The organism is Ewingella americana, from assembly GCF_006438725.1.
Taxonomy (GTDB): domain Bacteria; phylum Pseudomonadota; class Gammaproteobacteria; order Enterobacterales; family Enterobacteriaceae; genus Ewingella; species Ewingella americana_A.
In genome coordinates this window covers 1-23,547 of sequence record NZ_RCZD01000022.1, presented here as the reverse complement: position 1 = coordinate 23,547, position 23,547 = coordinate 1, and the positions used below count along the sequence as shown (strand labels likewise).

Sequence of the window (23,547 nt, the reverse complement as noted above, 5' to 3'; positions counted from 1 at the left end):
ACAAAAAAAGACCGGGCACCAGGCCCGGTCTTCTCTGACACCGCGCCCGTTATTATTCGAATAGGTTGCGGTGTAGCGTTTTAATCACCTGATCGGCATCGCTGCCTGGTACCAGGAAACACAGATTGTAGCTGCTTGCGCCGTAACAAATCATGCGGATATTGAATGGGTCGAGCACGCCGAAGACTTCCTTGCCGACGCCACAGGCTTGCGACAATTTATTGCCAATCAGGGCAATCAGCGCCAGATTTTCTTCCACTTCCACGCGGCACAGCGACGAAAGCTCAGTCAGCAGCGATGTCGTTAACAGGCTGTCGCTGGAGGAGGTCGATCCGGTGGTATCGAGCGTCAGCGCGATGCTGACTTCGGAGGTAGTGATCAAATCCACTGAAATATTGTGGCGCGCCAAAATGCCAAACACCTCGGCGAGGAAACCGCGTGAATGCAACATACTCAGACTATGCAGTGTGACCAGCGTTTGTTTGCGGCGCAGCGCCAGCGCACGGAACAGTGGTGGGTTATCGGTGGTGCTGCACACCAGCGTCCCCCCCGCCGACGGGTCTTTACTCGAACCAACAAACACTGGAATACCGCGACGCACGGCCGGTAACAGAGTGGCCGGGTGTAAGACTTTCGCGCCAAAAGTGGCCATTTCAGCCGCTTCTTCAAAGGCGATGCGGTCGATGCGTTTAGCGCCAGGCACCAGGCGTGGGTCAGTGGTATAGATGCCAGGAACATCGGTCCAGATATCCACACGCGCGGCGCTCAGCGCTTCGGCCAGCAGGGCGGCGGTATAGTCGCTACCACCACGACCGAGTGTCGTGGTGCGGCCTTTACCTTCGCAGCCAATGAAACCCTGGGTTATCACCAGCGCCTCCTGAAGGCGGGGTTGTAACTGTTGGATTACCTGCTCAGACAGCAGATCGGTGTCCGGCTCGGCACGTCCAAAACGATCGTTGGTACGCATGACTTTACGCACGTCAAACCATTCCACGGGCACATTGCGCTGGCGGATAATTTCAACAAACAACAGGGTGGACATCAGCTCGCCGTGGCTCACCAATTCGTCAGTCAGTGCCGTGGACGTCGCGAGGCTTGCCGCGTCTGAGAGCATGCCAATATTTTCCAGCATGCGGTCAATTTCATCGCGGATCACATCCGGTTTGTTGAGTCTGTCGATAATGGCCGTCTGGATGCGGCGGATTTCGTCGAGCAGGTAGACGCGGCGTTCTGCGTCCTGACCTTCAGCCAGTTCAACCAACAAATTGGTAATGCCCGCCGAGGCAGAAAGGACCACCAGGCGTACATCGGAATTGGAGAGAACAATGTCGGCGCTGCGGTTCATAGCGTCGAAATCCGCAACGCTGGTGCCGCCAAATTTGGCAACAACGGGAGTGCCCAAAGGCATAAGATTGGCGTTGCGGGATACAGCGTAATTCATGGTAAACCTCGTGTCAGTGGCGCCGTGAAGCGACGACCATCCATTCCATAAGAATTAGCACAAGGGAAGAGCGGGAAACGGGAGCAGGCGTAGAGATGCTACGATACACCCAGAAGCGCCCCACCTTGCCAATACCCTCACGGGTATATTGGTGACAACCCAGGGGATTCAGCCCCTGTGGTCGATCGTCCGCCTGCCGTAAGCGTCTGACCTCGGCGCCGCTCCCCCTGATGTACTTTCGTAGGATTTCGGCTCCTCCGGTACACTGCCTGGGCGACGCGCCTCTTCTGGCTCACACAACAACATCAAGCGCGCATGAGTTTAGGTGCTTAGGAATAACGGGTTATCGCCCCCCTGTCAACGGTCTGTCTGCCTGCAACGATACTTTTTGACCAATTGTCATCTAATATTGTTTTCTGTCATTGCGATTTCACAGATCTAACCTATCGCAAGAAAAGGCATCTCATCTCCGGTATAACGGGATACAATCAAGTCAGTTACGTCACATTTATTCTCAGCCTAAGAGCATTGCTATGAAAAATATCAATCCAACTCAAACCGCTGCCTGGCAAGCCCTGCAGCAGCATTTCGATACGATGAAAGATGTGCAGATTAGTCATCTGTTTGCTGAAGATGGCGATCGTTTCTCCAAGTTCTCTGCGACCTTTGAAGACCAGATGCTGGTGGATTTCTCCAAAAACCGCATCACCAGCGAGACGCTGGACAAACTGCAGGCACTGGCGAAAGAAACCGAGCTTCAGAGCGCCATTAAATCGATGTTCTCTGGTGAGAAGATCAACCGCACTGAAGATCGCGCCGTTTTGCACGTTGCCCTGCGTAACCGTAGCAATACGCCAATCGTGGTAGACGGTAAAGATGTGATGCCGGAAGTGAACGCGGTACTGGCGAAGATTAAAGGCTTCACCGAGCGCGTGATCGGCGGCGACTGGAAAGGTTACACCGGTAAGCCAATCACCGACGTAGTGAACATCGGTATCGGCGGTTCAGACCTCGGCCCGTTCATGGTGACTGAGGCCTTGCGTCCGTATAAAAACCACCTGAATATGCATTTTGTCTCTAACGTGGATGGCACTCATATTGCCGAAACGCTAAAAGACCTGTCGCCGGAAACTACGCTGTTCCTGGTGGCTTCAAAAACCTTCACCACGCAAGAAACCATGACCAACGCTCACAGTGCGCGTGACTGGTTCCTGGAAACGGCGGGCGAAGATAAGCACGTTGCCAAACACTTCGCTGCGCTCTCTACCAACGGTAAAGCGGTCAGCGAATTTGGTATCGACACCGACAATATGTTCGAGTTCTGGGACTGGGTCGGCGGGCGTTACTCTCTGTGGTCTGCAATCGGTCTTTCTATCGCACTGTCCGTGGGCTTCGAACATTTCGAACAACTGCTGAGCGGCGCTCACGCGATGGACAAACACTTCGCTGAAACTCCGGCGGAGAAAAACCTGCCTATCCTGTTGGCGCTGATTGGTATCTGGTACAACGATTTCTACGGCACTGAAACCGAAGCTATCCTGCCATATGACCAGTACATGCATCGTTTTGCTGCTTACTTCCAGCAAGGGAACATGGAATCCAACGGTAAATTCGTTGACCGTAACGGGAATCCAGTGGATTACCAGACTGGCCCGATCATCTGGGGCGAACCTGGCACCAACGGCCAGCATGCGTTCTATCAACTGATCCACCAGGGTACCAAAATCATTCCTTGTGACTTCATCGCCCCGGCGGTCAGCCACAACCCCCTGAGCGATCATCACGCGAAACTGCTGTCGAACTTCTTCGCACAGACTGAAGCGTTGGCATTTGGTAAATCTCTGGAAGTGGTCGAAAAAGAATTCGCCGACCAGGGCAAAAAACCAGAAGACGTTAAACACGTTGCGCCGTTCAAAGTGTTTGAAGGTAACCGACCAACCAACTCCATCCTGCTGCGCGAAATCACTCCGTACAGCCTGGGTGCGTTGATCGCCATGTACGAGCACAAAATCTTCACGCAGGGCGTCATCCTCAATATCTTCACCTTTGACCAATGGGGCGTTGAGTTGGGTAAACAGCTCGCCAACCGCATTCTGCCGGAACTTGCTGGCAGCGAAGACGTGAAAGGCCACGATAGTTCGACAAATGGTCTGATTAATCGCTTCAAAAACTGGCGTGCCTGATAACGTAGTCATACGTTAAAGATTGCCAAAAATAAAAGGGCCAGCCGTCAGACGCTGGCCCTTTTTAATGCCGCTTTTCCTGTGCGGACTCTGTGGTATTCTGCGGGTATTAATAACAAAAATGGGACGTGGATCACATGGCTGGATCTAAACGCGCAACGATGATTTCCGTCGTCATGCAGCGAATTTTGAATGTATTTTTATTGGGGCTGGCGGCGATCCTAATGCTGTTTTTAGGCCGGGAAACCTACCATTTGGCTTTGGTGTTATTCGTCAATAATGACCAATCATCGTCCTACTTATTGATTGAAGGTATCGTGATTTACTTTTTATACTTTGAGTTTATCGCGCTGATTGTTAAATACTTTTCATCGGGTTATCACTTTCCGTTGCGCTACTTTATTTATATCGGTATCACGGCGATCATTCGCCTGATTATTGTCGACCACAAAAGCCCTTATGACACACTGGTTTACGCTTGTGCAATCCTGGTGCTGGTGGTCACGCTGTTTCTGGCAAACAGTGAACGCCTGCGCCGCGAGTAAATGCCTTCTGCAAGCCGGTTGCTGCTGGCGTATTCTGCGTTAGAATGCGAGGCTGATGATTAATAGGGGAGATCAATATCTCCCCGTCACGGAGTTCGTAATGTCTGAGTCTCATTCCCCCGCACAGCCACCGATTCACTGGTTTGACGATCCGCAAGATGTTCCTGCCGACGTTGCTGACTGGCTGATGGAAATGGGCTCTATGACCCGCCGTTTTGAAAAGCAGGGTGTGACCGTTACGGTTCAGCCCAAACGCGAATGCTTTGTCAGCCGTGAGGAGCTGGGCGAGAGCGAAGCCCAGCAACTACCAGAAAGCGCGCGCTACTGGGTGCGCGAAGTGGTGTTGTTTGGCGATGACGCGGCATGGTTGCTGGGCCGCACGGTGATCCCGGAAGAGACATTAACCGGGCCGGATCTGGCGCTGGTGGATCTCGGCACCGTGCCACTTGGCCGCTACCTTTTCAGCGGTAATACGCTGACCCGCGATTATATTCACCTCGGTCAGCTACAACATGAACAAGGTGATCTGTGGGCTCGGCGTTCGCGGCTGCGCCTTTCCGACAAGCCGCTGCTGCTGACCGAAATTTTCCTGCCTGAATCTCCGATCCACCGCCCCGAAAATAAGGTGCAGAACAGATGAGTCAGGCAAAGCAACAAGGGAAGCAAAAGGTGTCTGTGAGCTTTTCTCAGGGCCATTGGCGGGATTACTGTCGTCTGATGCGCATTGATAAACCCATTGGGTCTCTGCTGCTGCTGTGGCCCACGCTGTGGGCGTTATGGTTGTCCGGTGGCGGTATGCCATCGCTGAAAATTATGCTGGTCTTCGTGCTGGGCGTGTTCTTTATGCGTGCAGCTGGCTGCGTCGTTAACGATTACGCTGACCGTAAGTTCGATGGTCATGTGAAGCGCACGGCCAACCGCCCTCTGCCTAGCGGTGCTATCAGCAGTAAACAGGCCAAAATTCTGTTTGTCGGGCTGGTGCTGGCCTCTTTCCTGCTGGTATTGACCCTCAACCGCATGACTATTCTGCTGTCGCTGGCGGCGCTAGCACTGGCGTGGGTTTACCCCTTCGTTAAGCGCGTCAGCAATTTGCCACAGGTCGTGCTGGGTGCCGCTTTTGGCTGGGCAATCCCGATGGCCTACGCGGCAGTAAGTGAAGCGGTACCGCTCAGTTGCTGGCTGTTATTTGCTGCCAATATCTGCTGGACTGTGGCCTACGACACGCAATACGCCATGGTCGATCGAGACGATGATTTGAAAATAGGCATCAAGTCGACGGCGATCCTGTTTGGGCGTTTTGATAATCTGATCAACGGTATTCTGCAATTAATTATGCTGATGCTGATGGCTGCGGTTGGGTATTTGTCACATCTCGGCGCCCCGTTTTACTGGTCGTTGCTGTTGGCGGCTGCACTGTTTGCGCATCAACATAAGCTTACCGCCAAACGCGATCGGGATGCGTGTTTCCTCGCCTTCCGGCAGAATAATTATGTCGGGCTGGTACTGTTCCTTGGCATCTTGATGAGCCTGTCAAACTTCAGTTTCTGACATTCTTATCATTCCTCAATATCTAAAAAAACGCCCGGATCTCTGTAAAAGATCCGGGCGTTTTTATTCGTGTCATTAACGTATTCAGTTAACCCGCAGATGAGGACAATTAATGATCGGTATCCCGTACATCCACTTTGGGTTCTGCAGGCGGTACGGAAGGCTGTGGAAGTTCAGACGGCATGCCTGCGCTTTCGATCGTCAGCTTGATTTCCGGGGTCATTAAATCACTGAGGATGGTGTAGATTTCCCGGGTATGTTCAGGGATTGCATCACCGATGTCATTGATATAGCCCTCTGCGCGCAACGTGCCGACCAGCGTGGTAAACACCGCTTTGTCGAAGAACTCTGGCGCATTAATTCCGTGTAACACCGACAGACGCTGAGCCATGATGCGGCTCTCTTTCTCCAGCGCACCGCGGCTGATGCTTGGGTTATTGCTAAGTAAAGAGAGGGTGATGGCATAGCGTTGCAGGGTTTCACGCACACCGGCTGCCAGCAGTTGCAACGGACGGATACGCGCAGGATTAAGCGACAGCATTTCACCATCAAGCTTGATAAGTCCCTGACGCGCCAGCTCTGTACAAAGTACCTCAAGCACTGTCGGCAGCTCTTCTTTGCTGTAGTGCATGAACAGCTCGGCTTTCATCATCGGGAAGATCAGTGCGACCTGACGCAGTAATTCTGCGCTGGTCACTGAGCGGTGGTGCATGATGATGCTGCAAATCAGCGACGGCAACACCAGTAGATGATGAATATTGTTACGGTAATACGTCATCAATACAGCCTGTTCACGTGGCAGAATGATAATGTCACCAATATTGTCTTTCTCTACTTCGAACTTATTCATGTTCAGCGCGTGGTCGAGAAGCTGATCAGACGTCAGGCCCGGCACGGTGGAATCAGCGGTATAAGGCACATTGCGCAGTAACTGCAGATAGCAGTCGAGCTGTTCGGTCAGCTGTTCGCGGGTTAGTGACCGCTGACGCGAGGCTAAAAGCGCCGTGCAGCACAGGTTCATCGCATTGGCAGCAGCAGAATTATTGATGCGTACCATGATCTTGTCCGCCAGATCCTGCACTGTTGGTGTTAGCCAGCTTGGACGGTGCGCTTCGATAGGGTCGATAGCCTCACGCCATGTAGGCACATTCTGGTTGAGGTAAGTGGTCAGATGCAGCGGCTCACCAAAGTTAACATAGCCCTGACCAAGGTTGCGCAGCTTACGCAATCCGTTGATCATCTGCATAAAGCTCTCTTTCTCTTTTGTCGCGCCGCGTAGCTCTTTTGCGTAAGTACCGACTTCCATCACGTGCTCATAACCGATGTAAATCGGCACCAGCGTGATCGGTCGTGAACCGCCGCGCAGCATGGCCTGGATGGTCATCGCCAGCGTGCCTGTTTTTGGTTCAAGTAAACGTCCGGTACGTGAGCGGCCGCCTTCAACAAAGTATTCAACCGAATAGCCACGGGTAAACAGCTCGCCGAGATATTCACGAAATACCGTCGAATACAGCTTATTGCCCTTGAACGTTCGACGAATAAAGAACGCACCCAGGCGGCGGAAAATCGGACCGGCTGGCCAGAAATTCAGATTGATCCCGGCGGCGATATGCGGCGGCACCAGACCCTGGTGGTAAAGCACGTAAGAGAGCAGTAAATAGTCCATGTGGCTGCGGTGGCAGGGTACATAGACAATTTCCTGGCCATCCAGCGCGAGCTGACGCACGCGTTCGGCGTTATTGACGTTGATGCCTTTATACAGACGGTTCCACGTCCAGCTTAATACACGATCGGACAGGCGCACGGCCTCATAGGAGAAATCAGCAGCGATCTCTTCCATCAATGCAATGGCGTTTTGCTGGGCTTTTTCGTGGGAAATCTTCTTGCTACGCGCTTCGTCTTCAATGGCTTTCTCAATGGCTTTGGACGCCAGCAATTTATTGAACAGGTCCTGACGCACCGGCAGGCGTGGGCCAACCGCCGCTAAACGCTGGCGCGAGAAGTGCATACGCGCAACCCGTGCCAGTTTTTGAGCGATGGTCTTATCCGTGCCGTGTTCGGTAGCCATATAGCGCAGCGACACGGTATTGGAGAAGCGCACGAAACTGTCGCGGCCCAGCCACAAAACGGCAAAGAATTTTTGCACTCCGTTTAGTACACGCAGATGCGGTGTTTCTTGCCCTTCGCGGCCTGGCGCACGGCCAAACATTACCGAGACAGGTAACATTTGAATGTCCAGTTGCGGGTTGTTGCGATGTAAATCCAGATAGTCATGGAACAGCTTTATCGACTCAAGTTTCGGCGTGTAATACGTAAATACACGTGGTCCTTCAGCGATGAAAACGTGACTCGGCAGTTGAACGCCGTCAATTTCCAATGGAATAAGGGGATCAGGCAGATTCTGCGCCAGGCACTGGGTGCGAAGCGTCAGTAAATCTGTCTTCGAATGATAAGGCAAAACGTACAGGATCGGCCGCGTTGGATCTAAGCGCAACTCGGTAACCGGATCTGTCGGAATGACCTTGCTCTTTACCAGCAATTTCAGCGGTAAATTCAATAAGGTATAATAAAGTCTACGCCAACCTGACATAAAAACGTGAAGCCTCTTTGTTAGCAATTCGCCGCAAGGATACCAGAAAGTGGGTACGCGGTCTGTGGTGATACTCTGCGTCCTTGAGACTGCCGCTGTGCTTGCTGCAACCTGAGGGCTTTTAAGTATAAAATGCCGCAACTTTTCCGTTAAGACGAATAGCATATGAAAAATGAATCTACCGGGTTGATCCGCATCGTGAAGGCTGCAGGTTTTTCACTAAAAGGCCTGAGCGCAGCATGGAAAAACGAAGCCGCTTTTCGCCAGGAAGTGATCGGCGTGATTCCTTTCATTATATTGTCATTTTTTCTGGATGTGACCAGCATTGAACGCATTCTGCTCGTCGGTGTTCTGGTGCTGGTGATCATCGTCGAATTATTAAACAGCGCAGTGGAATGTGCTATCGATCGTATCGGGCCAGAATTCCACGTGCTGTCTGGACGCGCCAAAGACATCGGTTCTGCGGCGGTTCTGCTGACGATTATACTGGCGGTTTTCACTTGGGTCAGCGTGTTTTGGCCACGTTGGTTCTAAAGCGGAATACAGATTCCATAATTTACTTTAGCTTCTGTTTTTATTCACTCTTAGGTTTTCATTCCGGGGTTACCTGTATATACTCACAGCAATACTGTATAAACAATCAGGGGGCGGGATGAAAGCTTTAACAGTCAGACAACAAGAGGTTTATGACCTCATTCGCGATCACATCGCCACCACCGGTATGCCACCCACTCGTGCTGAAATCGCTACGCGGCTGGGTTTCCGCTCACCTAATGCGGCGGAAGAGCACCTTAAAGCACTGCAACGCAAAGGCGTCATAGAGATTGTTTCTGGTGCTTCTCGCGGCATTCGCTTGTTGATGGAAGAAGAAGAAGGTTTGCCACTGATTGGTCGCGTCGCGGCGGGTGAACCTCTGCTGGCTCAGCAGCACATTGAGGGGCATTACCAGGTCGATCCTGCGATGTTCAAACCAAGCGCTGACTTCCTGCTTCGCGTTAGTGGTATGTCAATGCGTGACATTGGTATTCTCGACGGTGATTTGCTGGCCGTGCATAAAACGCAGGATGTACGGAACGGTCAGGTGGTTGTTGCCCGTATTGATGATGAAGTGACGGTCAAGCGCCTGAAAAAACAGGGTAGCATTGTTCAGCTTTTGCCAGAGAACAGCGATTTCGAACCGATCGTTGTTGATCTGCGTGAACATAACTTCAGTATTGAAGGTCTGGCGGTTGGCGTTATCCGCAACGGTGACTGGATATAATTTTAACCGGCGGTGAAACTGCTTTTTGTTTTTGCCGCAGGTGAAACCTTTCGCTGTTAACGCTATTTACCACTCTAGATTAATCCTAATAATGGCGATCACACCTGTTATTTGAGGTGAAAACCAAATTCTCAACTACTCTTATTCATGTGGTAAGCACTTAGCGTGTTGCAAAAAACACGACAACCTAACCCAAGGTAATAGGAGAATTTGTTATGAATAAGGACCAAACCGAAGGTAACTGGAAGCAGTTTAAAGGTAAAGTGAAAGAAAAATGGGGCAAGCTGACTGACGATGACCTGACGGTGGTGGAAGGGAAACGTGATCAGCTGGTGGGTAAGATCCAGGAGCGTTACGGCTATAAGAAAGAAGAAGCCGAAAAAGAACTCAAGTCCTGGGAAACGGATAACAAATATCACTGGTAAGTCGCATCTCCCCCTTTGCGCATCAGTGATGCATCCTGAAATATGTGCGGCTCCTACCCGGGAATGCATTCGGGATGTACGGTACAAGGACGTACCGACCTTAATTCTACCTCGCCTGTCTTGTACTATGCTTTCACTTCAGTTCGAACTTTCTCATCAATATTTCGCAAAACCAAACACAACCCATCTCGGTTCCTAGCGCTTCTTAGTGACAATACTGTGGTCATGTTCGCAATGTTCGTGGCTGTCACACAGTTCAACCACTTTACATTCCCCACATAAACCATGGGCTTCAACCACGGAGTGCCGCAGTTCAAAACCAGAATCAAACGCCAGTTTTGCCAGTATCTCTTCGATACCGTTGGTGGTTTTCTCTGTCACCAGTCCGCATCGATCACAGATAAACAGGGCAGAAGTATGACTCGGTTCTTCAAAATGATGGCATAAGACGTAGCTGTTTGCTGACTCGACACGATGGATAAAACCCTGTTCAAGCAGGAAATCCAGTGCCCGGTAAACGGTCGGTGGCTTGGCCTGCGGCTCGCTGACTCGCAGTAAATCCAGCAGATCGTAGGCACTGATAGCACCGGGCTGTTGCGTCATCAGTCGCAGCACTTCAAGACGCTGCGGTGTCAGGCGCACATTGCGCTGCAGGCAGAGTTTTTCAGCCTGTACGAGTAATTGATCCGGGTTAGTCAGGGTCATAAAAAGGTTCTCTGAGTACACTGCTGGGTTAACGCGTTGAACAAGGCGATGACGGATTTTATCATGCTTCGGTTGAATCGACGAATTATGCGCCGACTCATTGACCACCGTTTGGCAAGCGCCTGTGATCCGTTGTTTCACCGGGCTCCAGGGAAGGCGGGATGCCGAATCTTTGTTCTGTGATATAATCAGCGATTACCTTCCTTGCGGTCAAAAGACTGGAAGGAGCGTCCCGCACACCTTCAGCGAATTTCAGGTCGATGTCAGAAACTCAAAACGCCAAAACTCATGCTACGCCATTTTCCGCCCAACGTTTTTCCGTTGCACCGATGTTGGACTGGACCGATCGTCATTGCCGCTATTTCCACCGGCTGATGACCGGTCAGACACTGCTGTATACCGAAATGGTTACTACGGGGGCGATCATCCATGGTAAAGGCGACTATCTGGGCTTTGGAGATGCCGAGCATCCGGTGGCATTACAGCTCGGCGGCAGTAATCCGGCCGATCTCGCGCAGTGTGCCAAACTGGCCGAAGCACGCGGTTATGATGAGATCAATCTCAATGTCGGCTGCCCGTCGGATCGCGTACAAAATGGGATGTTTGGCGCTTGCCTGATGGCGCAGGCTTCACTGGTAGGCGACTGCATTAAAGCCATGCGCGACGTAGTGTCGATTCCGGTCACTGTCAAAACCCGGATCGGCATTGACGAGCAGGACAGCTACGAATTCCTCTGTGATTTCGTCCGCCAGGTTTCTGAGCATGGTGGCTGCGATACCTTCATCATCCATGCACGTAAAGCCTGGCTGTCGGGCCTCAGCCCGAAAGAGAACCGTGAGATCCCGCCGCTGGATTACCCGCGTGTTTATCAGCTGAAAAAAGATTTCCCGCACCTCACCATGGCCATCAACGGCGGCATTAAAACGCTGGAAGAGGCCAAAACCCATCTGCAACATATGGATGGCGTGATGGTTGGGCGTGAAGCCTATCAGAATCCTGGCATGTTGCTGAATGTTGACCGTGAACTGTTTGGTATCGATGTGCCACAGCGCAGCGCACCGGACATTATTCGCGCCATGTATCCGTACATTGAAGCGGAACTGGCGAAAGGCACGTACCTTGGGCACATGACCCGCCACATTCTGGGCATTTTCCAGAGCGTGCAGGGTGCGCGTCAGTGGCGTCGTCATCTTAGCGAGAACGCCCATAAGCCTGGGGCCGGTGTTGATGTGGTTGAGCAGGCGCTGCAACGGGTGACTCAGCCGCAAAGGGCCATGAGCCAGGCTTGAAGTAGTGAATATCACCAATAGTTAGTCTGCATTACTATGTTGCCATCTGATAATTTTGCGGGTGGCAATAATTTTCTTTGTTTTTCATCGCATTACCTTTCCTGCCACTCTGGCACATTTCTTGTAATAGCTATGTATCTCAGATGGCATTCGTCAGGCTGATTCCGTTTTCTCGCTGTTTGTAAGGAGCACGCGATGTTGGAAATTCTCTTTGTGCTTGGTTTTTTCTTTATGCTAATGCTGACCGGAATTTCGTTGCTGGGGATGATCGCTGCACTGATGGTAGCGTTCGCTCTGATGATGTTCGGTGGATTTTTGGTGATTGTTATAAAAATGTTGCCATGGCTGATTTTAGCGGTGATCGCCGTCTGGATTTACCGGACATTTGTTAAACCTGATGAGCCGAAATACCGCCGCCGCCGTCTGCCATAATTATTGACTCAAATAACTCTTTTTCATAACTTGATGAAATCACGGCGATTACTAATGTACTTTTGAGCACATAAAAATGTAATTGTTACATCTATAACTTTTACTTATGTGCTAACGATCACATGCTGGCTCAGAATGTGCGGTGAAACCACATTAATCATATTTTTTAACATGGGTGACTGTTAGGATGAATTCAATACGTGGCCAACGAACCACACGCTGAATTCATCAAGTCCGATGAGGCATACAATAGTCGCTGAAGTGACACCGCCCTTCGGATGTACCTTGCAGTACCCTACAGCAGTACCCGTCTGAGATCAGAGGTCGTCTGAAACAGACAGCATAAAAGGGCTTCCATATAAATGGAGGCCCTTTTTGCATCTGTTACTTACCCGGGATCAGCAGACTTGAACCTTGGGTTGAGCGACTTTCAAGCATTTCATGCGCGCGTCTGGCTTCGGATAGCGGGAATTTCTGCGCTTCGCTGACGTCCACTTTGATAGCGCCACTGGCGATCATGGAGAACAGTTCATCACTGGCAGTCTTCAGCTCTTCGCGGGTGGTGACGTAACCGTTCAGCGACGGGCGGGTCACAAACAGAGAACCTTTCTTGTTGAGAATGGCCAGATCCACATCTTTCACCGGCCCCGACGCATTGCCGAAACTGACCAGTAAACCGCGTGGTTTTAAACTGTCCAGCGAGCGCTCAAAGGTATCTTTGCCGACGGAATCGTACACCAGCCCGACTTTCTCGCCACCGGTCAATTCTTTAAGGCGTGTGACGATATCCTCTTTCTGATAATTAATGGTGGCCCAGGCACCGGCCTGTTTGGCGCGTTCGGCTTTTTCATCCGAACCGACGGTACCGATGAGATTCGCACCCAGCGCTTTGGCCCACTGGCAGGCAATCAGCCCGACGCCACCGGCGGCGGCATGGAATAAGAAGGTTTCTCCCGCCTTCACTTTATGTGTCAAACGCAGCAGATAATAGACCGTAAGGCCCTTCAGGAAGGAGGCCGCAGCTTGTTCAAAACTGATGGCGTTGGGCAGCAGGGCGATCTTCTCCTGCGGCACGTTGTGAATTTCGCTGTATGCCCCGAGTGCTGATTGCGCATATACCACGCGATCCCCGACCTTAATCCCCGTCACCGTACTGCCTATTTTGCTCACTACACCTGCCGCCTCAGTCCCTAAACCTGACGGTAACGAAGCCGTTGGGTATAAACCGCTGCGCATATAGGTATCGATATAGTTGATCCCTATGGCTTTGTTTTCGACCTGTACTTCGCCTGCGGCAGGGTCTTGTGGCTGGAAATCGACATATTGCAAAACTTCAGGTCCGCCGGTGGCGGAAAATTGAATGCGCTTAGCCATGTTGCTTCCTCGTTATCGGGTCTGTTGGTAACCCTAGGCTATTTGATTGAGACAATCCAGCGCAGGTGGTGAACTGCTAAGACCAATTGGAAATGAGGCATCACAACGAAATATAATTGCGTATACTGACGCATCATTATGCTTCCTATTTTGACAACACATTTCCAAATCCTGTTTTGAAAACAGGCTCTTAGATCAGGAATTCAGCAACACATGGCCAAAAAACCGACCAATCAACAGAACGAACACCGCGATCGCCAGATGGAAGGCTTGAAGCTTCCCCCGCACTCGCTGGAAGCTGAGCAATCCGTTCTGGGCGGGCTGATGCTGGACAACGAACGCTGGGATAACGTCGCGGAACGCGTGGTCAGCAATGACTTCTTCAGTCGCCCGCATCGCCTGATTTTCACTGAAATGCAGCGCCTGCTGGAAATGAGCAAGCCTATCGACCTGATCACCTTGTCTGAATCCCTGGAGCAGAAGGGTGATTTAGACTCAGTGGGTGGGTTTGCCTATCTGGCTGAGTTGTCGAAAAATACCCCCAGTGCAGCGAACATCGGTGCTTATGCGGATATTGTGCGCGAACGTGCCGTCGTGCGCGAAATGATTTCGGTCGCCAATGAAATCGCCGATGCCGGTTATGACCCGCAGGGCCGCAGCAGCGAAGATCTGCTGGATTTGGCCGAATCACGCGTTTTCCAGATTGCCGAAAGCCGTGCCAGTAAAGACGAGGGCCCGAAAAGCATCGACCGCATTTTGGAAAGTACTGTTTCCCGCATCGAGGAGCTGTTCCAGCGTCCGCATGATGGTGTGACGGGTGTGGATACCGGCTACGCCGATCTCAACAAGAAGACTGCAGGCCTGCAAAAATCCGATTTAATCATTGTGGCAGCGCGTCCGTCGATGGGTAAAACCACCTTCGCAATGAACTTGTGTGAACACGCCGCGATGATGCAGGAAAAGCCGGTACTGATTTTCAGCCTCGAAATGCCCGGCGACCAGATCATGATGCGTATGCTGGCATCAATGTCGCGTGTGGATCAGACCAAAATCCGAACCGGCCAGCTCGATGATGAGGATTGGGCGCGTATCTCCAGCACCATGGGCATTTTGCTGGAAAAACGGAATATGTATATTGATGACTCCTCTGGCCTGACGCCAACGGAAGTGCGTTCACGCGCACGGCGTATTTTCCGCGAGCACGGTGGCCTGAGCCTGATTATGATCGACTATCTCCAACTGATGCGCGTGCCGGCGTTGTCCGACAACCGTACGTTGGAAATTGCCGAAATTTCTCGCTCGCTCAAAGCGCTGGCAAAAGAGTTGCAGGTGCCGGTTGTCGCGCTGTCGCAGCTCAACCGAAGCCTGGAGCAACGTGCAGACAAACGCCCGGTAAACTCCGACTTGCGTGAATCCGGCTCCATCGAGCAGGATGCTGATTTGATCATGTTCATCTATCGTGACGAGGTGTATCACGATAACAGTGAAGAGAAAGGTATTGCACAGATCATTCTGGGCAAACAGCGTAACGGCCCAATCGGCACGGTGCGGTTGACCTTCAACGGCCAATTTTCCCGCTTCGATAACTATGGCGGTCCGCAATATGATGAAGACTAAGGAATAAAAATGAAAGCGGCTACGGCGGTGATTGATTGCCGCGCTCTGCGACATAATCTGCAACGGGTGCGGCATTTGGCGCCGCAAAGTCGTGTGGTGGCGGTGGTGAAAGCCAATGCCTACGGACATGGCCTGCTTGATGCGGCGCACAGTTTGCAGGATGCGGATTGTTATGGTGTGGCCCGTCTGAGTGAAGCGTTGGCGCTGCGAGCAGGCGGCGTGGTGAAGCCAATTATATTGCTCGAAGGTTTCTTCAGTCCTGAGGATTTACCACAGGTCGTGGCACACGGGCTGGATACGGCTGTGCACAGCGTCGAACAGCTCATTGCCCTTGAGCAGGCAACGCTCTGCAAACCGCTGAACGTGTGGATGAAACTGGATACCGGCATGCACCGGTTAGGCGTGCATCCCGCTGAGGCCGAAGCGTTTTATCAGCGTCTGTGTGCTTGTCCTAATGTGCAGCAGCCGGTAAATATTATGAGTCACTTTGCCCGTGCAGATGAACCGGATTGCGAAGCGACGCCAAACCAGCTGCGGGCATTCCTGCAATTTTCGCAGGGAAAACCAGGACTGAAATCCATTGCGGCTTCAGGTGGCGTGCTTTTATGGCCCGACGCGCATCTGGATCTTGTCCGTCCCGGCATCGTCTTGTATGGCGTCTCGCCGCTGGACGTGGAAGACGCCGCGCATTTCGGGCTAAAACCTGCCATGACCCTGACCTCCAGCCTGATCGCCGTGCGTAGCCATGCTGCCGGAGAACCGGTCGGCTATGGGGGGACATGGCGCAGCGAACGTGAAACCCGGCTGGGTGTGATCGCGATGGGTTATGGCGACGGCTATCCGCGTAGCGCCCCCAGTGGTACGCCGGTTCTGATCAATGGCCGTATCGTGCCGATTGTTGGACGCGTATCGATGGACATGATCTCAGTTGATTTAGGCCCCGGCGCACACGACGTCGTGGGCGACGAGGTGATTTTCTGGGGGGAAGGGTTACCGGTTGAACAGGTTTCTGCCGCGACCGGCATCAGCCAGTATGAGCTGATCACCCAACTGACCTCACGGGTAGCCCGCGTATATGTCGGTGAATAGGCGCAGCATGCTGCGCCCGGTCGTCATTAAACACCATGGATACAACGACTATCTCTTCACTGCCAGCCAGTGGCTGACCAGATTCTGATAATCGCCGGTGGCTTTACTCAGGTGCAGCCACTGGTCGACATACATCTTCCAACTCACGTCATCACGCGGCAGCAGGTAGGCTTTCTCGCCATATTGCAGCGGCTTCTTCGGGTTCACTGCGCAAAGTTTCGGGTAATGTTTCTGCTGAAACAGCGCTTCGGACGCGTCGGTGATCATCACGTCCGCTTTCTTCTCCACCAGTTGCTGGAAAATCGTCACGTTGTCGTGCAGCGTCAGCTTAGCATTGGCAAGATGGCTGTGAACAAAGGCCTCGTTGGTGCCCCCCGCCGGTTCAATCAGCCGCACTGTGGGTGAATTCAGCTGTGCAATAGTCTGGTATTTCCGCACGTCTTCACAGCGCACCAACGGGATTTTACCGTCCTGATCAAGCGTATCGGCGAACCAGGCTTTCTGCTGACGTGCCAGGGTGACGGAGATCCCGCCCATGGCAATATCGCAATTGTTCGACGTCATATCTGACATCATGGTTTTCCACGTGGTTGGCACCCAGTTGACCTTCACGCCGAGGCTGGCGGCCAGTGACTGCGCCATGGCGATGTCGATGCCTTCGTACTGCCCCTCTTTATTCAGAAAGGTGTAGGGCTTGTAGTCGCCGGTAGTACAGACGTTGATCGACCCTTTTTGCTGTACGCGATCCAGATGCGAAGGCGTGCCATCTGCGTGGGCGGCCAGGGGGCTGGCAGCCAGCAGTGTCAGGGTCAATAGCGTTTTCTTCATGGGGCATGTCCTTGATAGCGGGCGGCAGGGCAGGCGTCGTACACCTCTGTTTATAATCCGCCCAGTATATACCCGTCATACTTCAAGTTGCAGGTGTGTTGGCTGCGATGACTCACCCGAATCACTTAATTAAGTAAGTGATTCGGGATTCGCTCGTTTGCCGCCTTCCTGCAACTTTAATTATTTAGGGTATAAAAATTTGCATAAGTCGATGCGATATTTGCCGGTCAACAGGATGAGTAAAATCACAACATTGTTGTCATCTTTTTTAACGAACTTTGATAGTCTGTGAAGTACTGTTGATCACCCGCCGAACAACATCCGCGCCAGTTTTTGTGCGGTATTTCAGAAAATAACCAGGAGATCTATACCGTGTTCCAACATGTCGATGCCTATGCCGGTGACCCGATCCTGTCGCTGATGGACAGTTTCAAAAATGACCCAAGAGAGAAGAAGGTTAACCTGAGCATCGGTCTGTACTACGACGAGCAAGGTATTATTCCGCAACTGGCTTCAGTGGAAACGGCTGAAAACCAGCTGAATGCGCTGCCACAAACCGCATCGGTCTATCTGCCTATGGACGGCCTGCCGGCTTACCGCAGCGCGATTCAGACGTTGTTATTCGGCGCAGAACATCCGGCTTTGCTGCAAAAGCGCATCGCTACGATTCAGACCGTCGGGGGGTCGGGTGCGCTGAAAGTCGGCGCTGATTTCCTGAAGTTTTATTTCCCAAATTCTGAGGTGTGGGTCAGCGATCCTACCTGGGAAAACCACGTGGCCATTTTTGGCGGTGCCGGTTTTAAGGTTCACACTTATCCGTATTTCGACCCCGAAAGTCTTGGCGTGAATTTCTCCGGCATGCTCGACAGCCTGAAAACTCTCCCTGCACAAAGCATCGTGTTGCTGCACCCTTGTTGTCATAACCCGACAGGTTCTGACCTGACGCCAGCCCAGTGGGATCAGGTGATTGACATCGCCAAACAGCGTAATTTGATTCCGTTCCTCGACATTGCCTATCAGGGTTTTGGTGCAGGCATTGATGACGATGCTTACGCCATTCGCGCGATGGCGGCGGCGGGCGTGACCTGCTTTGTCAGCAACTCTTTCTCGAAGATTTTCTCTCTGTACGGTGAGCGCGTCGGTGGTCTTTCTGTGGTGTGTGAAGACAGCGAAGCCGCAGGTCGCGTGCTCGGCCAGCTCAAAGCCACCGTACGGCGTAACTACTCCAGCCCACCGAATTTTGGTGCGCAGGTGGTGGCGAAAGTACTGGGGGATGCGCAACTGAAAGCCCAATGGCTGGATGAAGTAGAAAGCATGCGCATCCGTATTCTGGAAATGCGCCAGACGCTGGTCAACAGCCTGAAAGTGGCGCTGCCGGGCCGTAATTTTGACTACCTGCTGCAACAGCGTGGGATGTTCAGTTACACCGGTTTCAGCGTCGCGCAGGTTGATCGCCTGCGTGAAGAGTTCGGTGTCTACCTGATTGCCAGCGGTCGTGTCTGCATGGCGGGTCTGAATCACCACAACGTGAAACAGGTCGCCGACGCGTTCGCCGCCGTGCAGTAACATTCCAGTCTGATTCACTCTTCATCATGCAAATAAGGGCTGACAGCAATGTTGGCCTTTTTTTGAACTACGCTGAGTCATTAAACGTCTGTTTTTTGCTCACCTCCATGGAGAAAATGAAATATGACCAGTACGGAACTGCTTGAATACTGCCTGGCTAAACCCGGTGCCGAGCAAACGCAAAATAATCAGCGCGGCGCCAACCAGATCAAAGTGGCGGATGTGATGTTTGCCATGCTGTGCGAATGCAACGGGCGGGAAGCCATCTCACTGAAAACCAGCGCAGAACTTGCTGACGAGCTGCGCGCTAAACACAGTTGCATCATCCCCGGTGACCACCTGAACAAAGCGCACTGGAATACCATCTATCTCGACGGCGAATTGCCGAACTCGCAGCTCTACTATCTGGTCGACAGCTCGTATCAGCTGGTGGTGTCGTCCCTGCCGGAATCGGCGCGACATGGATTGAGTGGTTAACGGTTCACCAGGTTCCGGTGGCCAGCGTTGCGGGAGAATAGTTCACATTGCGACCGCGCCAGGGCAAAGCCTGACGAAAGCGCCACCCGCGGGTGAACTCCACGCACCAGTAACGTTCTGCACCGGCGGGACCTTTGAGTGCGTCGGGCTGCCAGAGGATCTCGGTGGTGCCTTGCAGATGTAAAATATCGCCACTGTCGAAATCGACAAACAGCAGGGCGGCACGCGGCTGCGCCAGTAAGTTCCCCAGCGTATTCATGAACTTATTTCCCGTGAAATCCGGTATGTATAACCGGTTGCCTTCAATGTGCACAAACCCCGGCTGACCGCCACGGTGTGAGACATCTGCACCCCCCTGCGGTGTACCCCGGTGGGCATGTGTGGCGACAAAAAACGTATCCGCGCCAACAATCAGCCTGCGGGCATCATCGTCGAGCGTCTCCAGGTCTTCCCTGGCAGGCGGCGGATTTAGCGTTGCGCTTGCCACCAGTTCGCGGATCTGAATGTACTTCGGGCAGTTACCGAAGCTTTGATCAACCTCGATCTCGATCCGGTTCTTATCCATACGGCCGATCTTGCCGTTGGCGCGGTTGCGTCGCCGGTTGGAAAAGTCGATCCCAAGAAGGCCAATTTCATTCCCGCTGCGCATCGCCGCCAGCGCCGGATCGTCCTGTCTGCGCGGCGCGTTAACGCGTAAATGGGTGGCATCCGGCGTGCTGATAAAACCGGGCGGGCCGGTCAGCAGCGTCGCCACTGGCCAGCCGTTTTCATCGAGGGTCGAGGCCAGCACGTAGGGCAAAGCGGCAAAAAATGCGCGGTGCTGCTCCGGCATAGCGGGGCGGATGGGCGCGCTGGCAATATCAAACCCTGCCAGCGCCTGCGCCCGCCGTTCGTCAGGGTGAAAAACAGTGTCGCTCATGGCGATCTCCTGCATGTAAAACGGCTATTGTACGGCGGTGGGTAACGGCAGCCCGGGCTGCGGTTGATAACCTGGCAGAGCCGCGATCCGCGCCAGCCATTGGCGAGTCGCCGGATAAGGTTCGAGAGAAATCCCGCCTTCCGGCGCGCTGCGCACATAGCTGCTACAGGCCAGATCGGCGATGGTCACCCGGTCGGTGGCCAGAAAATCATGCTGGCTCAGATGCTGCTCGAGGTGCGGTAAGAAGCGGCGGGCGATCACCAGCGACGCGGCGTAATCTTCCGGCGCTTTAAACTGCACCACCATCCGCGCCGACGCCACGCCATAGCGGATCTCCCCGGCCGCTTTTGACAGCCACTGCTGGACTTGCGCGGCCTGCATGGCCTCTTCCGGCAGCCAGTGGCTGTCCGGCGCGTAGCGTTTCACCAGATAGACCAGAATGGCGTTGCTGTCGGTCAGCACCAGATCGCCATCGACCAGCACCGGAATTTGTGCCATCGGGCTGAGCCGCTGGAATTCGGCGGTCTCGCGCACGCTGGCCGGTGCCTCTTTGGCTTCAAATGGCAGGTTCAGCATGTTGAGCAATAAAACGACGCGGTGGCAGTGGCCGGAAAGCGGGGTGCCATAGAGCTGGATAGGGGGCATGGTTTTTCTCCTGTGTGGTCTATAGCGACAGATTACTCTTGCAACAAACGAAGCGAATCCGTAAAGATTGAAATTGACTGTTTCATCTTGTGGAAGAATCTATGGATCGTCTGGATGAGTTAGAGATTTTCGTCGCCGTCCTGCAATACGGCAGTCTGGCGGAGGCGGCACGGCGCACCCGGCGTTCGGCCCCGGCCATCACCCGCGCCATTGCTTCACTCGAACAGCGCTTTGGCGCACGCCTGGTTGAACGCACCACGCGGCGACTGGCGGCGACAGAGGCTGGTGCGCGGCTGGCAGAGCGTGCGCAACTGCTGATTGGCCATTATCAGGAAGCGCTGTTCGACACCACCGAAACCCAGCTCAGTGGCCTGCTGCGCGTCACGGCGCCGGTGCAGTTTGGCCGCAAACACGTCGCGCCGCTGGTGATGGAATTCCTGCGGCTGCACCCGGACATGCAAATTGAAATGGTGCTCAATGACCGCAATCTGGAGCTGATCGACGAAGGGCTGGATCTCGCGGTACGCATCGGCCACCTGGAGGACTCCGGCAAAGTGGCGCGTAAAGTGGGCGACGTCACCCGCATGCTGGTCGCCAGCCCGGCCTATCTGCAACAGCATGGCAGCCCGCGGCAACCGGCGGAACTGGCGCAGCATCAGACTATCGTTGGCACCCTGAAATCCCCGCGCAACGAGTGGCGTTTCGGCCCTAATGAGGATGGCCTGCGGGTGAAACTGTCGCCGCGCTTGCTGTTTAATGAGGTGGAATCACAGCTGATGGCGGTGCGCGCTGGTCATGGTATTGCCAGGCTGCTGAGCTATCAGGTCGCTGACGATCTGGCCGCCGGAACGATGGTCAGACTGCTGCCCGAGGCCGAACCGTCACCGATGCCGGTTCAACTGGTGGTGCAACATATTCAGCGAATCCCGAGAAAAGTCAGAACCTTCTGGGACTTTGCATGGGAAAGATTGAGTCAGCTGTCGCAGATTAATGGCGCATAACACGTCACTATCAGGCAGGATCTGGGTTGATGCGCAACCCGTCTGACTGAGGAGAAAGGAATGAATTGTTCTGTGCTTAATCGGGCTACGTTATTGATCTTATCGCTCTCTGTTCCTCTGCCGCTGCTGGCCGCCACTGCACAAAGCCTGCCGGTACAACAGGACGCGGCGCAGATAGCCAACCAGTTTCTGACCGCCGTTAACCCTGATAAAACCATCACTTTCAGACTGTTTGCCCCGTCAGCGAAGCAGGTCGATGTGGTCACCGGCGCGACGCTGGAAAGCTACGTTCCTCATGCGATGACCAAAGACGACAAGGGCGTCTGGCATTTTACCTCGTCCGTGATGCAGCCCGACCTGTATGAATATTTCTTTAACATTGATGGTTTCCGCTCAATAGATACCGGCAGCGCCATGGCCAAGCCGCAGCGGCAGGTGAATACCAGCCAGATCCTGGTACCGGGCAGTGTGCTGGATGTCAAAGCCGTACCGCACGGCGAAGTGCGCGCCATCACCTATCACAGCAATGCGCTCAATACCGAACGGCAGATTTACGTCTGGACGCCGCCGGGCTACAGCGATGCGGCGCAGCCGTTACCGGTGCTCTATTTCTATCATGGTTTTGGTGATACCGGCCGCTCGGCGCTCGATCAGGGCCGCATTCCGCAAATCATGGATAACCTGCTGGCGGAGAGAAAAATCACGCCGATGCTGGTGGTGATCCCCGATACCGAAACCGACGCCAAAGGCGTGGTGCCGGAAGATTTCGTGCCGAAAAATCGCCGCAAAGAGTTCTACCCAGCCAATGCGGCGGCGGCTGACCGCGAGCTGACGCAGGATATTATCCCGCTGGTGTCGAAAACCTTCCGCGTACGTGACGATGCCGAAAGCCGTGCGCTGGCCGGTCTTTCGCAGGGCGGATATCAGACGTTGGTCAGCGGCATGACACATCTGGATAAATTCGGCTGGCTCGCCGCATTCAGCGGTGTCAGCACAACCAGTGTACCGAATGAGCAGGTGGCAAAACGCCTGGAAGATCCGGCCAAAATCAATGCGCAGCTGAAAAACTTCACCATCGCGGTGGGGGAAAATGATCAGGTTACCGGGAAAGACGTGGCGGGGTTGAAAACCTTGCTGGAGCAGAAAAAAGTTAAATTCGACTATCAGGCTTACCCGGGGCTGGGTCATGAGATGGACGTCTGGCGTCCGGCTTATATTGAGTTTGTGCAGAAACTCTTTAAGTAAGTGAGAAACAAAAACGCCACCCGAAGGTGTAATGCCGTTCACTTAAGCCTCACGTGACTTAAAACTGARCGGATATTTAGGTGGTATGTAAAGCACTGTACGATCGTATCGTCGGTGCTTTCTTTTTTCCGGAAGGATAAACGCTTTTACATTTTCCCTCATTCCTTTCAGATGCTTAGGGATGTTTCCCGCAGCRCCTTTACCGCTCACTCTGACCTGCGATACCAGGATATTTAATGCCGCAACAAAGCTAATTCGCGTCGGTATGACTCCAGCCTCCCCTGCTATATCAACCATTTCCTTTCTCAGCAGATTATAGGAGACCAGTATTCCCCATAACTCCTGTTTCACACCCTCAGGAAATCGG

21 protein-coding genes, 2 pseudogenes and 1 riboswitch are annotated in these 23,547 nt (G+C 53.2%); of the genes and pseudogenes, 15 read left to right on the top strand and 8 right to left on the bottom strand.

The features are described 5' to 3' along the window. Positions 1-52: 52 nt before the first annotated feature. Positions 53-1,441 (bottom strand): lysine-sensitive aspartokinase 3, encoded by a 1,389-nt coding sequence (lysC, locus tag EAH77_RS24230; RefSeq protein WP_140475916.1) that lies wholly within the window; start codon positions 1,439-1,441, stop codon positions 53-55. Between the two features lie 105 nt (positions 1,442-1,546). Next, positions 1,547-1,736: riboswitch (Lysine riboswitch) on the bottom strand. Positions 1,737-1,974: 238 nt separating this feature from the next. On the opposite strand from lysC, the gene pgi reads away from it, so the two are divergent. The 4 genes from pgi to ubiA all read left to right on the top strand — a co-directional run bounded on the left by pgi (position 1,975) and on the right by ubiA (position 5,717). After that, complete coding sequence (gene pgi, locus EAH77_RS24225) at positions 1,975-3,624, top strand: glucose-6-phosphate isomerase (protein ID WP_140475914.1); 1,650 nt, start codon at positions 1,975-1,977, stop codon at positions 3,622-3,624. A 137-nt stretch (positions 3,625-3,761) separates the two neighbouring features. Beyond that, positions 3,762-4,169: a phosphate-starvation-inducible protein PsiE gene (gene psiE, locus EAH77_RS24220; protein ID WP_140475912.1), complete on the top strand. Its 408-nt coding sequence runs from the start codon at positions 3,762-3,764 to the stop codon at positions 4,167-4,169. 100 nt (positions 4,170-4,269) lie between these two features. Beyond that, positions 4,270-4,809 (top strand): chorismate lyase, encoded by a 540-nt coding sequence (gene ubiC, locus EAH77_RS24215; protein ID WP_140475910.1) that lies wholly within the window; start codon positions 4,270-4,272, stop codon positions 4,807-4,809. Continuing rightward, the gene (ubiA, locus tag EAH77_RS24210) at positions 4,806-5,717 is read left to right on the top strand and encodes a 4-hydroxybenzoate octaprenyltransferase (RefSeq protein ID WP_140475908.1); all 912 of its coding nucleotides are present in this window, start codon (positions 4,806-4,808) and stop codon (positions 5,715-5,717) included. The genes ubiC and ubiA overlap by 4 nt, the downstream gene beginning before the upstream one ends. A gap of 109 nt (positions 5,718-5,826) precedes the next feature. Here ubiA and plsB read toward each other — a convergent pair whose 3' ends face one another. Next, positions 5,827-8,307, bottom strand: a complete 2,481-nt coding sequence (plsB, locus tag EAH77_RS24205) for a glycerol-3-phosphate 1-O-acyltransferase PlsB (RefSeq protein ID WP_140475906.1) — start codon at positions 8,305-8,307, stop codon at positions 5,827-5,829. Between the two features lie 165 nt (positions 8,308-8,472). Here plsB and EAH77_RS24200 point away from each other — a divergent pair, with 165 nt between their 5' ends. From EAH77_RS24200 to EAH77_RS24190, 3 genes are all read left to right on the top strand, one after another. Further along, on the top strand, positions 8,473-8,841 hold the full coding sequence (locus EAH77_RS24200) for a diacylglycerol kinase (protein WP_140475904.1): 369 nt from the start codon (positions 8,473-8,475) through the stop codon (positions 8,839-8,841). A 118-nt stretch (positions 8,842-8,959) separates the two neighbouring features. After that, the gene (gene lexA / locus EAH77_RS24195) at positions 8,960-9,568 is read left to right on the top strand and encodes a transcriptional repressor LexA (protein WP_140475902.1); all 609 of its coding nucleotides are present in this window, start codon (positions 8,960-8,962) and stop codon (positions 9,566-9,568) included. A gap of 215 nt (positions 9,569-9,783) precedes the next feature. Then, complete coding sequence (locus tag EAH77_RS24190) at positions 9,784-9,993, top strand: CsbD family protein (RefSeq protein ID WP_140475900.1); 210 nt, start codon at positions 9,784-9,786, stop codon at positions 9,991-9,993. A gap of 195 nt (positions 9,994-10,188) precedes the next feature. Here EAH77_RS24190 and zur read toward each other — a convergent pair whose 3' ends face one another. Next, positions 10,189-10,698 (bottom strand): zinc uptake transcriptional repressor Zur, encoded by a 510-nt coding sequence (zur, locus tag EAH77_RS24185; RefSeq protein WP_140475898.1) that lies wholly within the window; start codon positions 10,696-10,698, stop codon positions 10,189-10,191. Positions 10,699-10,958: 260 nt separating this feature from the next. On the opposite strand from zur, the gene dusA reads away from it, so the two are divergent. After that, complete coding sequence (gene dusA / locus EAH77_RS24180; RefSeq protein WP_140475896.1) at positions 10,959-11,987, top strand: tRNA dihydrouridine(20/20a) synthase DusA; 1,029 nt, start codon at positions 10,959-10,961, stop codon at positions 11,985-11,987. Between the two features lie 195 nt (positions 11,988-12,182). Then, positions 12,183-12,419: an envelope stress response protein PspG gene (gene pspG / locus EAH77_RS24175; RefSeq protein ID WP_140475894.1), complete on the top strand. Its 237-nt coding sequence runs from the start codon at positions 12,183-12,185 to the stop codon at positions 12,417-12,419. A 384-nt stretch (positions 12,420-12,803) separates the two neighbouring features. Here the strand turns inward: pspG and EAH77_RS24170 are convergent, their stop codons facing one another. Further along, a complete protein-coding gene (locus EAH77_RS24170) occupies positions 12,804-13,793 on the bottom strand; it encodes a quinone oxidoreductase (protein WP_140475892.1) in 990 nt (329 codons plus the stop codon). 213 nt (positions 13,794-14,006) lie between these two features. On the opposite strand from EAH77_RS24170, the gene dnaB reads away from it, so the two are divergent. Continuing rightward, a complete protein-coding gene (gene dnaB / locus EAH77_RS24165; RefSeq protein ID WP_140475890.1) occupies positions 14,007-15,410 on the top strand; it encodes a replicative DNA helicase in 1,404 nt (467 codons plus the stop codon). A gap of 9 nt (positions 15,411-15,419) precedes the next feature. Then, positions 15,420-16,499 carry an alanine racemase gene (gene alr, locus EAH77_RS24160; RefSeq protein WP_140475888.1) on the top strand — a complete coding sequence of 360 codons (1,080 nt, stop codon included), beginning with the start codon at positions 15,420-15,422 and terminating at the stop codon, positions 16,497-16,499. 48 nt (positions 16,500-16,547) lie between these two features. On the opposite strand, the gene EAH77_RS24155 is transcribed toward alr, so the two are convergent. Continuing rightward, entirely contained in the window at positions 16,548-17,327 is a 780-nt protein-coding gene (locus EAH77_RS24155) for a transporter substrate-binding domain-containing protein (RefSeq protein WP_140475886.1), read from the bottom strand. Positions 17,328-17,699: 372 nt separating this feature from the next. Between EAH77_RS24155 and EAH77_RS24150 the strand changes: the two genes are divergently transcribed. Both EAH77_RS24150 and EAH77_RS24145 read left to right on the top strand, forming a co-directional pair. Next, entirely contained in the window at positions 17,700-18,893 is a 1,194-nt protein-coding gene (locus tag EAH77_RS24150) for an amino acid aminotransferase (RefSeq protein WP_140475884.1), read from the top strand. 123 nt (positions 18,894-19,016) lie between these two features. After that, on the top strand, positions 19,017-19,370 hold the full coding sequence (locus EAH77_RS24145; RefSeq protein ID WP_140475882.1) for an MmcQ/YjbR family DNA-binding protein: 354 nt from the start codon (positions 19,017-19,019) through the stop codon (positions 19,368-19,370). Positions 19,371-19,374: 4 nt separating this feature from the next. On the opposite strand, the gene EAH77_RS24140 is transcribed toward EAH77_RS24145, so the two are convergent. Continuing rightward, on the bottom strand, positions 19,375-20,289 hold the full coding sequence (locus EAH77_RS24140; RefSeq protein WP_140475880.1) for a pyridoxamine 5'-phosphate oxidase family protein: 915 nt from the start codon (positions 20,287-20,289) through the stop codon (positions 19,375-19,377). A gap of 24 nt (positions 20,290-20,313) precedes the next feature. After that, entirely contained in the window at positions 20,314-20,934 is a 621-nt protein-coding gene (locus EAH77_RS24135; protein WP_140475878.1) for a glutathione S-transferase, read from the bottom strand. A 101-nt stretch (positions 20,935-21,035) separates the two neighbouring features. Between EAH77_RS24135 and EAH77_RS24130 the strand changes: the two genes are divergently transcribed. Continuing rightward, positions 21,036-21,935 (top strand): LysR family transcriptional regulator, encoded by a 900-nt coding sequence (locus EAH77_RS24130; RefSeq protein WP_140475876.1) that lies wholly within the window; start codon positions 21,036-21,038, stop codon positions 21,933-21,935. A 189-nt stretch (positions 21,936-22,124) separates the two neighbouring features. After that, positions 22,125-23,180 (top strand): annotated as a pseudogene (locus EAH77_RS24125) (alpha/beta hydrolase-fold protein); the annotation flags it as partial. 42 nt (positions 23,181-23,222) lie between these two features. On the opposite strand, the pseudogene EAH77_RS25415 reads toward EAH77_RS24125, so the two are convergent. After that, positions 23,223-23,547, bottom strand: a pseudogene (locus tag EAH77_RS25415) (IS4 family transposase); the annotation flags it as partial.